This is a genomic window from Ruminiclostridium hungatei, from assembly GCF_002051585.1.
Lineage (GTDB): Bacteria > Bacillota > Clostridia > Acetivibrionales > DSM-1351 > Ruminiclostridium > Ruminiclostridium hungatei.
This window is the reverse complement of record NZ_MZGX01000001.1, coordinates 105,961-118,446: the sequence shown is the minus strand read 5'-3', so window position 1 is coordinate 118,446 and position 12,486 is coordinate 105,961. Positions and strand designations below refer to the sequence as shown.

The 12,486-nt window shown below is 40.4% G+C and carries 13 protein-coding genes; 1 reads left to right on the top strand and 12 read right to left on the bottom strand.

All coding sequences use genetic code 11. The features are described from left to right. Positions 1–8 precede the first annotated feature (8 nt). From CLHUN_RS00520 to CLHUN_RS00500, 5 genes are all read right to left on the bottom strand, one after another. Entirely contained in the window at positions 9–644 is a 636-nt protein-coding gene (locus tag CLHUN_RS00520) for a TetR/AcrR family transcriptional regulator (RefSeq protein ID WP_165755603.1), read from the bottom strand. A 52-nt stretch (positions 645–696) separates the two neighbouring features. Continuing rightward, on the bottom strand, positions 697–1,500 hold the full coding sequence (locus tag CLHUN_RS00515; protein ID WP_080062609.1) for an ABC transporter permease subunit: 804 nt from the start codon (positions 1,498–1,500) through the stop codon (positions 697–699). Between the two features lie 28 nt (positions 1,501–1,528). Continuing rightward, the gene (locus tag CLHUN_RS00510) at positions 1,529–2,404 is read right to left on the bottom strand and encodes an ABC transporter ATP-binding protein (protein WP_080062608.1); all 876 of its coding nucleotides are present in this window, start codon (positions 2,402–2,404) and stop codon (positions 1,529–1,531) included. A gap of 156 nt (positions 2,405–2,560) precedes the next feature. Next, positions 2,561–3,709 (bottom strand): hypothetical protein, encoded by a 1,149-nt coding sequence (locus CLHUN_RS00505; RefSeq protein ID WP_080062607.1) that lies wholly within the window; start codon positions 3,707–3,709, stop codon positions 2,561–2,563. Between the two features lie 103 nt (positions 3,710–3,812). Then, positions 3,813–4,547, bottom strand: a complete 735-nt coding sequence (locus tag CLHUN_RS00500; RefSeq protein ID WP_080062606.1) for a zinc dependent phospholipase C family protein — start codon at positions 4,545–4,547, stop codon at positions 3,813–3,815. A gap of 221 nt (positions 4,548–4,768) precedes the next feature. On the opposite strand from CLHUN_RS00500, the gene CLHUN_RS00495 reads away from it, so the two are divergent. Next, positions 4,769–5,644: a patatin-like phospholipase family protein gene (locus CLHUN_RS00495; RefSeq protein WP_080062605.1), complete on the top strand. Its 876-nt coding sequence runs from the start codon at positions 4,769–4,771 to the stop codon at positions 5,642–5,644. 37 nt (positions 5,645–5,681) lie between these two features. Here the strand turns inward: CLHUN_RS00495 and CLHUN_RS00490 are convergent, their stop codons facing one another. The 7 genes from CLHUN_RS00490 to CLHUN_RS00460 form a co-directional block, all read right to left on the bottom strand. Then, positions 5,682–6,203 carry an A24 family peptidase gene (locus CLHUN_RS00490; protein WP_080062604.1) on the bottom strand — a complete coding sequence of 174 codons (522 nt, stop codon included), beginning with the start codon at positions 6,201–6,203 and terminating at the stop codon, positions 5,682–5,684. Further along, entirely contained in the window at positions 6,200–7,714 is a 1,515-nt protein-coding gene (locus CLHUN_RS00485) for a DUF6382 domain-containing protein (RefSeq protein WP_080062603.1), read from the bottom strand. Before CLHUN_RS00485 ends, CLHUN_RS00490 begins: the two co-directional genes overlap by 4 nt. Before the next feature lie 79 nt (positions 7,715–7,793). Continuing rightward, on the bottom strand, positions 7,794–8,366 hold the full coding sequence (locus CLHUN_RS00480) for a prepilin peptidase (protein WP_165755602.1): 573 nt from the start codon (positions 8,364–8,366) through the stop codon (positions 7,794–7,796). Next, complete coding sequence (locus CLHUN_RS00475; RefSeq protein ID WP_242656400.1) at positions 8,332–9,420, bottom strand: endonuclease toxin domain-containing protein; 1,089 nt, start codon at positions 9,418–9,420, stop codon at positions 8,332–8,334. The genes CLHUN_RS00480 and CLHUN_RS00475 overlap by 35 nt, the downstream gene beginning before the upstream one ends. 16 nt (positions 9,421–9,436) lie before the next feature. Beyond that, positions 9,437–11,587, bottom strand: a complete 2,151-nt coding sequence (locus CLHUN_RS00470; RefSeq protein ID WP_080062601.1) for a DUF5702 domain-containing protein — start codon at positions 11,585–11,587, stop codon at positions 9,437–9,439. Further along, complete coding sequence (locus tag CLHUN_RS00465; protein ID WP_080062600.1) at positions 11,565–12,236, bottom strand: TadE/TadG family type IV pilus assembly protein; 672 nt, start codon at positions 12,234–12,236, stop codon at positions 11,565–11,567. Before CLHUN_RS00465 ends, CLHUN_RS00470 begins: the two co-directional genes overlap by 23 nt. Before the next feature lie 35 nt (positions 12,237–12,271). After that, complete coding sequence (locus CLHUN_RS00460; protein WP_080062599.1) at positions 12,272–12,481, bottom strand: Flp1 family type IVb pilin; 210 nt, start codon at positions 12,479–12,481, stop codon at positions 12,272–12,274. Positions 12,482–12,486 lie beyond the last annotated feature (5 nt).

Sequence of the window (12,486 nt, the reverse complement as noted above, 5' to 3'; positions counted from 1 at the left end):
TGACCCTTTTAATTCTTCTTATATATCCCGTACTTTATCATATCAATAAATATATAATATTCACTCACAATTTTATCTACTTCCTCAAGGCTTAAGTCCAAAGCTTTTTCCTTAGCCTGTTTCATATACCTGTTGTAAATTCCGTCAAAGCTTAAAAGCATAAATTCCATGGCCTTTTGCTTATCTATATCCTCCCTGAACAGGGAAAAATCTATATCCTCAAAAACTGCCGGCATATGCTGGCTGTAAATTTTATCATACCTTGCTTTCATTTCCTCCTCCATTCCACCGGGAGTGTCCATAAAAGCCTCCATAACCAGCTTATACATAAAGGGCTGCTCACTTGCTATTTTCATTTTGACAATCCCCCGCTTCATTATCCTTTCGAATAAATCCGAGGAAGCTTTGACATCATTATCATAAAACCTGCCGATAAAATGCTCAATGGCGTAGTCCAGCAAGTACAGATACAGGTCCTTCTTGCTGCCGAAATAATGAAAAAGCAAGCCTTTTGATATTCCTGCCCTGCTCACCATACTATTGGTGGAGGCCCTTTCATAGCCGTTTTGGGCAAACTCCTCCAAGCAGGCGCGTATGATATTGGTTTTCTTTTCCGCGTTCAGATTTTCAAAAGCAGGATTCAAAATTAACTCTCTCCTTATACTATACCTTTTAATTTGTTCTTTTGTCTGGTGCTCAGGCAACTATATCCTTTTTATTATATATCAGGCGGGTTATAAATGTACATGCTAAAGTTACCGCTGTCATTATGGCAAGATATACGGGCTCAATGGCTTTGCTGTTGATTATGTCCGCGCCATCCACATATTTGAAAGGTGTTACATATTTAAGAAAGTCCGCTTTTTCAGAAACTGTTGCCAAGATACTTATAAAATACAAGCCGAGCACTATTCCCACACCCACAGGTATGTTAATCCTCGCCTTTACTATAAATATCGAAATCAGCAAACCCACTGCCGCAAAAGTAACCTGCATCAGAACGGGCCCAAGGAAAAGCAGTAACAGGGCCTTCAGGCTGTATGCCTCACTGCTGACAAGTTCTATTGCCACATAGGATATCATGCTTACAACTATATTCAAAATGAGAATATTGGTCAAAACTGCACTTACCTTTTCAAATATAATCCTGTTCCTGGTAATGGGTTTTGACAACAAAAACTCGATGGTCTTCTCATCCTCCTCTTTTGACAGCACTGAAATACCTTGCAGCATGGCAAATATTCCTCCCAGAATGGTAACAAGGAGATAGCAGTATGTATTGTAAAAGCCCAACAGTTCAGTAATACTGACCTTGTCCAGACCCATAGCAATAATCATTTCTTTGGGAAAGGCCTGAAGCATTAAGTTCATCTTATCCTTCATTGCTCCGGTCATTGAAGGGTAAAGCAGGAGCATGGAGATGTTATACAACAGCAGAATAGCTGTCCAGAGCATTGTCGATTTTCCGTTCCTGATTATTTCTCTCTTATATAAGAGCATATGACGACCTCCTTTGAAGACGAATTTATTATTGATAATAGTGCATGAAAATCTCTTCAAGCTGCGGTTCCTCTACCCATAGATTTCTCAGCTCATATTCATACAGTTTTTTAACAATTGCCTCAATGGGCCCGTTATATAAAAACTCCATGCCGTTTTCAGAATCCGTTCTGTCCACTACCCCCGGGAATCCTTCAAACGCAGTATTTTCCAGCTTCACGAATTCAATCTTAATTCTCTTGTAGGTAGTCGACCTCAATGTATCAATGGATTCGGTCTTCAAAATTCTGCCTTCCTTAATTATTGCCACCCTGTCACACATTCTCTGAACCTCGGTCAGGATGTGCGAGGAGAAAAATATGGTTACTCCCTTACGGTTCTCCTCCCTCAATATTTCAAAAAATTTGTTCTGCATCAGCGGATCAAGGCCGCTGGTCGGCTCATCCAGAATAAGCAGCCTGGGTTGATGCAGCAAAGCCTGAACAATACCTACTTTCTTTTTATTTCCAAAGGACAGCTCCTCAAGCTTTTTGTCAACATTGAGCTCCAGTGCGGTACAGAGCTGGTCTATCCTTTCCGAACAATCCTTCTTGTAATAGCCTGAAGAATACTTTAAAAGCTCTCTTACTTTCATATCGTCATAGTAATGAACTTCTGAAGGCAGATAGCCGACCTGCTCCTTTATTTTCCTGCTCTGGGCAAAGCAGTCCAGTCCAAAAATCCTCGCTTCACCTTTTTCAGCATGAATAAGGTTTAATAAAGTCCTGATGGTTGTGGATTTACCCGCACCATTTGGTCCGATAAAACCAAAAACCTCCCCCTCCTTTACCTCCAGATTTACATCAATAATACCTCTTGAATTTCCATAGTGCTTGGAAAGTCCGGTTACTTCTATTGCATTCATAGTATCCTCTCCCTCTTTTGACCATGTAGTCAATGCCTATTACAATTATATAAAATCATTGACCACATAGTCAATACGTTTTCAACACTGCTGGAGAGTGTACTGTAGTCACCTCTGCCCTCAGTACATTTGGCACAACCCGGAAAAGAAAGTACACTATTTCTGAGTAACAAGCTTTTGGTTTCCTTCTTCAACAAGCGTCAGAAATTGTATTGCCCAGAATGTCAAATCACACTCTAAAGCATACTTGCGGTTGTAGTCCGGCTCAAGCCTTACGTCAGCATATGCAGTAGGATACTCAATGTTTTTTGCTAACTTGCGTTTATATTTGGGTAAATCGAAGAATGTTCTCAGTATTCCGCCATCGTCAAGCGCTTGCTCCACATTAACCACGGACTGGCGTATAATTCCAACGCTTTCGCCCACGCCGAGCATGGCAATCTCTGTCAGCCACCGGCGATATAGGATATTATCCACCGTATCAACACGGAATGGTAGGAATGGTCTGTTAAGAGCAAAGCACGGGCCTACAAACTTACCATTAATTCTTATGCTCATTGTGTTGTCCGGCTTCATTATTTGGTTTATTCGATTGAGTGAATTGGCAAGCATTTTAATGTTTTCCGGTGTGCGCCAACTGTGAGAATACGCGAGCATGGTAAGCGTATAGGAATCGGGGAAGTATTCATCAGACTCCATATATGGATAATTATATTTTTTTCTTAAGTTTGGATTATATCTTAATATCTCGTCAAGTGACGAAATCTGAAGTATGCGCTTAAAGCCTTTTAATGCAATATCTTGGAAGCGGTTAACTTCATGGGTGTCATCACCATATCCCAGCATCGCTTGAATAGTATATATAAGAGCCATGAGGCTGTTGCCGCTGTTAATCCCTACAAACCGGTTCTGGTAGCGATGGATTTCTGGAGGGATATATGAAAATTCCTTACGTAAAATATCCTCATCACGCATTGCTGCAACGAAATTTGCGATAATCGGGTGCCTCTTGGGTATGGCGTAATATGCCAGCAGCCGCGCAGCCGTTTCTCCATCCTGAAGCGGCGTGTCATGCAGTATTGCTCCCTGCCAGTTAGCCCAGCTATGGCAACCGCTTCCGATATAGCCATCCGGCTTGACATAGCTTTGTACAAGTTTAAAGTGGGGTGTTTGATAGATTTTTTCCAGTAAGTTTTCCTCATCTGTTTTAGTGAGGTTGCGCAAGATTTCCTTACGTAGACGATATTGGATTACTACGTTGGCGTTTTCCAAAACAAAGTCAATTGATTTAGCATATTTACTCATTGGGCTTATCCTCTACTAAGATAAATCTGTCATCCACCTGATTTTGTCCCAACTGATGAAATTGAACTGTAGTCAGATGTTGATTCTTTGGCAGGCAGCAGACTTATAGGATAGATGAACTGTAACTGCCGCTTTCCATATCCCGGGTATCTCTATAAAACATTGAGAACAAACCGGCGGTACTTCTTTGTGCCAAAGGCAGCACACTCTTTGTCAGTTCATAATACCTCCGTTCATCATCCGGAATATAGCTTAGATATTTGCTGGCTTTTATGGCACTAATGGCATTGTGATATATAAATTCCTTTATGTCATCCAGATAACAGCCTTTATCACCAACCAGGTATTCAGGCGTACTGCTGAAAGAATCCCTGACAAACTTTTCAAACTTGTGGTGTTCCTGCAGCAATTTTATGTTGGCATGTTGAGGCACTGTAACGTCCTGAACCAAATGCGCCGCCGCACCAAGAAAAAACATTGACTTTTTTATATCGCCTGCCTCATAACAGCCAAGTGCAAAAGAGTAATAATTGCACGCCAGCGTTAGTGCATTTGTATTTCCATATAGTCCTCTGTCCTTAAAAGGATTATAAAAATGCCCGGAGCTCTTAAAATCCTGATCTGCCCAGACAACACCCATATTCAATTCAAGCACATAATTTGAGAACATATTGAACTGTTGATATTTCCCGTCACTTTTGAGGACAGCCAAAGATTGTATGTTAATGGCCCTATGTACCTTGCAATCCGTTGTTATTATTGCCTTTTTTACAGGGTTTATAGCTTTCATCGTGTATTTGAACAGTTTTCCGTATGAATATTCCACAATCTTAGGCATTGACATCCTCCAGTAATGAACAAAGCTGCGGTATAGCTTTTACACTTCCAAGCATATTAAGCAGTAGCGGCTGAATATGTACTTTAATATTAATTATCTCTGAAAAAACAAAATAAAGCATTGTTGAATATAGATAAAAAAAGAGGTATAATTCAGTAAGAAAATAGTTAAAGGTATATTTTTACAAGTACCACGTGTATGACATAAGGGAGTTACTTTCTATGGCAAAAGTAAGCTTGATACTTGAAGGCGGAGGAATGAGAGGACTGTACACCGCGGGTGTGCTGGATTATTTCATGGATCAGGGGCTTATTTTTCAGGATATAATCGGAGTCTCAGCAGGTGCCTGCAATTCAGTTTCCTATATATCCGGTCAAAGAGGAAGAAATCTGGATATCAATGCCGGCTTTTGTTCCGATAAGCGCTATTTGAGTCTCTTGGGACTATTTACAAGGGGCTCTGTTTTTAATTTGGATTTTCTGTTTGATGATATACCCAACAGACTTCTGCCTTTTGACTATAATAGTTTTAAAAATTCGGAATGCAGGCTCACAGCCGTTTCTACAGACTGCTCAACAGGCCGGCCCATGTATACCCCCATACGGGATATGCTTGATGATGGCATTTATGTCCGGGCCTCAAGTTCTATTCCTCTTGTTTCCCCTATTGTGGAGGTGGAAGGAAAAATGCTGGTGGACGGTGGTCCTTCTGATTCCATACCAATCCGCTATTCGGTTGATTGCGGCTTTGATGCTCATATAGTGATTATGACCCAGCATGGCGGTTACAGAAAAAAGAAGAGCAATCTTTATCCTTTATACAGGCTGCTGCTGAGGAAGTATCCAAATCTGGTAAATACAATCAGAAACAGGCCTCAGGTTTACAATGAAAGCATTGACCTGGCTGAAGAACTGGAAAAGCAGAATAAAGCCGTAATAATCCGGCCAAAGCAGCCTGTACAGGTCTCACGCTTTGAGAGAAATCCCGAAAACCTCAAAAAACTGTACAAAGATGGCTATGAGGATGCTGCCGAAAAATTTGAAAACATATTGCAGCTTTGCAGGGACTTTGAAAATATAAGCTACAAAAGCTGTTAATAAAAATTTGCTATGTAAGCTGTCCTTTAAGGCAGTTTTATAACAGCAGGCCGGTAAGCAGTTGAAGGCCCGTACCAAATGCAATTGCCGGAGACAGCTTAATAACATGCCTGTTATTGATATTCACAGGCGGAGGTAGTTGGTTGCCCGGAATTGCACTGTTGAAAAACAGAATTATTTCATGAAATAATTCTGTAAAGCCTCTTCTTGCTTCACCTGTACCATATAATTTTGCAAAAGATACCACACCTGCAGCAAGCATGGAATAGGCAAGCACGTACAGCCCGGCTTTCCAGCCCAGCAGTGCTCCTATTGCGCTGTACAGCTTAATATCTCCCGCTCCCAGCAGCCGCAGATAAAAGAACAACACAAGTAACAGCACAGGTATGGCTGCACCGGCCAAGCTCAGTTTCAGGCCTTCCAAACCTTGTAAACAGTAATTTGACAAGATTCCGGATATTAAAAAGAAGAAAACACCTGTGTTTTTTATTTTAGATGACCTCAGATCACTGACTACCGATGCCGCAAGCAACAGGAACACCTGGCTGTAAATAATCACCGGCCTTCCTCCTCAGGTATGCCAGTGTAAAAGAATCTGAACTCCCTGTTTGCAAATCTTACGGCATCATTATTTGAAAGCGGACTTCTTGTATTTGGCAAAAGCCGTTTTTCATTTATATATGTACCATTTCTGGAGTTGCAGTCTACAAGATAGTAGACCTGGGCTTCCCTTATAACCTCTGCATGGATTTTTCCCACCGCACTGCTGTCTACAACGGCATCAACAAAATTCTCCATCCTGCCTATCAGTATGCTGTTTTTGTCAAGTGCAAGCACCAGTTCCCCCTCCTCCTCCTTAAAATATGCATTTGCCTGTATTCCGGGCTTTATAAGTATTTCTGTCTCACCGTTGTAAACAGCCGGAGACCGTATATCCTGTTTTTTATCCGATTGCTGTTGGTGCATTCTTGATGTTTCCCTTCCCGGACCTGAACCTGTATTTTGGCTGCCAGCTTTCATCTTACCGGTTATATGACTGATTACGCCTGATACGTCAAGACCTGCTGCATTTTTATACCGCTCCTTAATCAGCCTGAATATCAAAATATCTATACATGCTACAATAATAAACGCAATAGCTGCTGCAGGAAGTCCTCGGTCACCGGTAAATAAAACCCCGCTTGAAAGGCTTAAAATGTATGCCGTAATAAAAACCGGCTGCAGGAGCAAAAAGACTGTTGCCTGTCCGTTAAACCTTCCCGAAACCGACTGTTGAGTATTTTTATCATTTTCGGGTTTGCTTTGATTACTTTGATTACTTTGATTACTTTGCCTGCTGTGATTACTTTTGACCGGAATCTTTATGTTTCTTGTTTCTTTCCCCGTATAAAGTCTCTGGACGCTCCTTTCCTGTGGTTTCATTTCTCCTGATGTTTCAGAATTATCTGATTTGGCATTTTTCTTTATGGCTGCCTTTATATCTCTCACTGTCTCGGACATGGCTCTGTCATCGTACCCCAGAAGCGTTTCAAGCCTGGTTCTTAGTGCACTGAGGCTGAATAAATCACTTTTAATCTCCTCCAGAAGCTTTTGAAGGTAATTGTCACTTTCTTCCTCATAAAAGCCCGAAAGCTCAATAACAAGTTTTAAGAAAAATGCTTTGTAATCATTCTTGTATGATGAAAAAGGCAGATACACAAAGTAAAATTCCTCTTTTTCAGGGTCAGCATAAATATACCTTTCATCCAGAAGAACATTACTCTCATACAGCAAATAGTTCTTTATATGGCAAATATTATTTGTCACATTAAGGAGCAGCATCAAAAACTCATTTCTCTTGAATTTCCTTCTGGACATGTAATTAACGAGGGTACATTTTGATGTGATATTATAAAAGCAGTTAAGATCATTACCTGTGTAATTTATATTGAATTCCAGCAGACCGCCTATCCTGTTGCTCAGGAGCATCTGTACCTGGTAATCCAGTATGTTTGAATTATCTTTTGTACTTAATACCAAATAACTGGCCGCCGCGCTGTTTTCAAACGCTGCTGCAAATCCCTCTGCCATGTTGGCTTCCAATAAGCATCACCCTACCATTATCAAATGTATTATCAATCCATAGTTATAAATAAATTTGTACCATAGCTCATATATCCAAACTGTTAAGGCTTACAAGGGCAGTTGCATATAAAACAAACGGGGCAAATGCAAATTCAGTGCTCCTGCCTCCCTTTCTGAGAATCAGGAGAAATAAAGAATACAGCCCTGAGAAAACCGTTGATAATAATATTATACTCAAGACAACAAAACCGCCAGTGTAAAAACCTGTTACAGTAAACAACTGTAAGTCACCCCCTCCTATCTGGCCTTTTGAAATAAAAATCAGAATTACAAGTGCAGCAAAAGCAACTAAACCTCCAATAATATGATTTTTAAAACCACCTGAACCGCCAGTCAAATATAAAATTACTGTTCCTAACAGCAGTGATAAGGGCATAAGCCGTAAAGGTATCATTTTTGAATTCAGGTCACTTGCAGCAGCCACCAGTTGAACCAGCATCAAGGCAGCGGCCAGAATACCCTTATCCGTTTTGCCCACCCCGGAAAATACTGCTCCCGAACTTGCAACTGCAATAACAAAACAGCAGAGCAAGGATATTTTCTGCTTGCCTTTTATAAGGCTGTTAATCACCCTCAGTACTTTGTTTACCTCCTTCATCCGTGTCGGGCACACCACTGTTTCCCCCTTTTTTTCCATATGCTTTAATAACATTTAATGTGATACCTCTCAATTCAGCCAGTTTGACACACCTGTCAACCACATTCTGTTGATCTGATGAAAGCTCGGTTTCAGGTATTACGAGTATAAGTTCCTTTCTTAATATTTCACTTTCATTTATGGATATATCACCACAGCTTCCGCTCCAGAACTCATCCAACTTCTTTACATAACCTGAAATTTTCTTTTCCAGACTCACAGCATCCTTATAATAAGGCTCATCAATATTCAAACTCTTAACGCTTGTTGCAGTACCGTTTTTAAAACTGGCTACTGTAGGAAAATTAAACGGCAGATTTGCCCCCTGAAGTTTTCTTATAGCCTGTCCTCTTTTTATGTTTGACATATCCCAAACAGTTTTTTCAGCTTCTCCGTTCTCCTCACCACCTATTCCATTTTCACCTGCCCATATGCAAACAGATGCAGTTTGACTTATTTGGATCTCAGGAAGTACACCTGATAAAATCGGGAAGTTAATTTTGTATTGTACAATAATATCAATGCTCTTTCCGTCTGCAAGCATTTTGCTTTGTGAAAAATCCAAGCCGGAAAGCCCGTCGGTTATGTCCAGCCTTCTCAGGGCCTTGTCAGCGTCTGCGCCAAAGCAGGTCTCCAGTTGTCTCGATACCAATTGCCTGGTTATCGGTATTAATGCCAACTGCGTTCTTATATAATCCGCAGCATTTTTTCCTGCATCCCGAAGGCTGGAACTCAGCCAGTTATCTCCCAGAGCATCACTCACCGCATCAGAGCTGCCGAACCGTTCAATGCCGCTTATGATTTCTTCAGCATCGGTCTTATAATAGAGCAGACTGTATGCACTCATCTGCCTGCCGGTTCCTGTTATGGCATTTTGAACAACATCATAGGTATAATAAATTTTAATTATAAAGACAAAAGTCAGAACAGCCATGATGGCAAATGGAAGTATAACTGCCGCTTCAACTGTAATGGACCCCTTAAGAAACATATTGCTTTTACATAAGTTCTTCATATTTTTCTCCGAGAAGCTAGTAACTCAACAGCATGCTTGCATTAATCAGTGAGCGTGACAGTTTGACTCCTGATTGGGATGCAAATATAGGAAGACCTAAAAACAGGTTTTTTATAGTTACGTCCGTATCCGCCTGCAATGCCACAAAGGTATTTTCAACAGTGAAGCCAGGCCTTGAAAGGGCTATATTCATCTGTACAAGGTCCTGAATACGGTCCAACTTCTTGTCCCTCTCCGTCAAAAGCAGAAATACACGTAAATAATCCTGGTAACTGAGTAATAATGGATTGTCTTCAGGGCCGGAAGGGTTATTTTTATTTACCAGGCCTGACAAATCGGTTTTCCATTGCTCTTTATTCTTAAAAAGAACTATTTTATCCCCCAGACCTAATTGTTCCAGATCATAAAGGGATTCCAGCATGGCCCAGGAGAAAACCAGCACGGTTTGAAGTATGGGCGCTGCAAGGCCTGCGCTCCAACTGCTCAATGCTGCGGCCAGCCCGATTAGTCTGTTCATTTTTGCCGCATCTGTGTATATATGAATAACATTTGAAGCAAGCCGCAAAGCCAGTATCTCAGATTTTAAAAGCATTGAATTTACTGCTTCATCTCTGTTTCCATTTATTATATACTCAACCTCAAAGCAGGAAAAATAGCCCTCTCTTTCATATTTGCTTACTGATCTTAAATTAAAGGCCTTGCTTTCATCTTCATTTTTAAGCAGAGCTACATCATGTCTGAAAGTACCCATAATATATTCATTTATGTAAAGCTGATTTACAAGATTTTCTGCCAGCCCGGAAAAACTGCTTTCCCTGTCAGCAATATATTGCAGTTGTTTTTCTGCACCCCTGTCCCAATTAAAGTCCCTGAAACTCCAATCAATGTTTTCCTCCCGTTGCTGCTGTTCCTTTCTCGAGGGAAGCTGGTTAAATACATTATTTTCAATGCTTTTTAACTGTACCTTTTGGGTAAAGGCCTGTTCCAGCAGTTGAAGCACCCTGTCCCTATTGTCTTCCTCCTCCGAAGAGACCGGCACGCATTTATTAAAAATGTAATTTATTTCTGCAGCGCTGCATAATTGATCAATTGTCATTAAAAAGCTGTCATCACTTTCGGAAGCTGAATTTATGGAATTCAGACAGTTATTCATATTTCTTTCCAGAATCTCAGTGATGGCCTCGGAATTATCCTCTTTAACAAGAGATTTAATGTATAGCATACTATCCCTGTAAGCCTTCTGAACTTCTTCAATACCGTTGGTGCCGCCTGCAACCGACTCTAATTCTGCTTCCATTCTTTTAATAAGCTCTTGCTTTTGTAAAGTAATATTTCCGGCATATTCCAAAGCCTCCGAATTATAGCTTTTATACTGATTTATAGTATCAAGCATGGTATTCCTAAGCCCGGAAGCAGACGCTTCAATATTTTGAAGTTCCTCTTTTATTGAACTTATGCTGCTTAACAGACTATCTCTTATTTCACTATTCTCTTCGTTCATAAATTCGCCTTCAAGTCTGCTCAGTTCATTTAGTATTCCGGCTTTAACCGAGATTTTCTCTTTAAGTTTGTTTTTCAGCTCACCAAGCTCCAGAGCTATATCCGAATTGTTTATACTTTTGGCCTTTTCCTCCAGCAGCATTTGTAATTGCCCGATATCTCCCGCTTTCCTTTCAGTCTCCACTTTCCTTCTGTAAATCTTTGACCCTTTGGAAAGATTGCTTATGCCCTGGATTTTTGAAAGCAGGTCTGATACGATTTTTACTGGTGCACGGTATTTCATGAATTCCTTAAGCTGATTCTCAAAAATCTCATTGTTTTGAAGGCTGAACGCTTGCTCCAGACGTATGTTTTCTATGTTGAACCCATAAAGAAAATCCCTGCTGCCAATATTAAGGTTTTTTGAGAAATATTCTTCATAACTGTCATTAAGTGTTTCATAGTCCAGGTTATACCCGAAAAGTCCGTACAGGTCCTTTAGCTCGTTGTTATAGCAAGCCAGTACGGAGGAAAGAGCTGTCTGATTTGCCTTGTGCACCTGTGCCTGAGCAAGCTTTATCCTTGCGGCATCTGTGAAAATGCCGGCAACCAGAAAAATAGATGCCAGAACAATACTTGTAAAAACAGTTATAGCTCCCCTGTAATTAATTATTTTTAAAACTTTCATGTATTTCCACCGGTCTTTCAATATTTTTTACCAGATTATCAATTGCCTCATCCATTTTTTTACTGCTGCCTATCCATTTGTTATCGTTATTTACCAGACAGTTTTTTATATCTGCAATCATATCCATATTTCTTATAAATTCCGCATTATCCTCAAGCGGACAGGTTACTACAGAGAGCAGGCTCAGCTTTGAAGGAATGCCGAAAATGTCCAGCAAATCTCCAACAGGCAGCAAATATTTTTTTTCATGCTCTACCTTAAGCTGTTTCATCAAATAAATATATGAGATTGAAATTGTTGCATCCGCTTCAGATTTTATTATTGAAGGATTAGACATATTTAAGGCATGTTCAGCTATATGGTTTCTTTTAATATCTCCCTCCCCGTCAAAGATTCTCCAATACAAACCAGCTTCGTCAGACCATTTATTGCTGGAATCAAATTGTTTTACATAATATTGAGCCCCTCTGTTTGCCGCCTGGCAGGTTACGCTTTGCAGGGCCGCATGCTGGTACATTAATATGAAAATATACACCAGTGCTGCTGAAAGAAGAAAAACCAGAGAAAAAATCAAGGAGGCTTCCAGGGTAAAGCTGGCTCTCATATTGCAAAATCTGGTAATCAGAGTATCCTTTTCAGAAACAGCCATCAATAATCAACTCCTGTCGGGAAAAATTTCAGGTCTCAGCCCCCAAGCGTTCCCTGTGTTCCGGCTTTATTGTTTTCAAGCTTGCTGGCATCAGGGAATAGATTGTTTATTATTCCATTAACAAAATTTATAAGCTGCTTTCTAAATAATAGAGCCACTCCTACCAGTACAGCTATTATTATAATAACCTCAACCGTTCCCATTCCGTCCTCTTCCCGGATAAATCTTTTAATTTCCTGTATCATAGCCA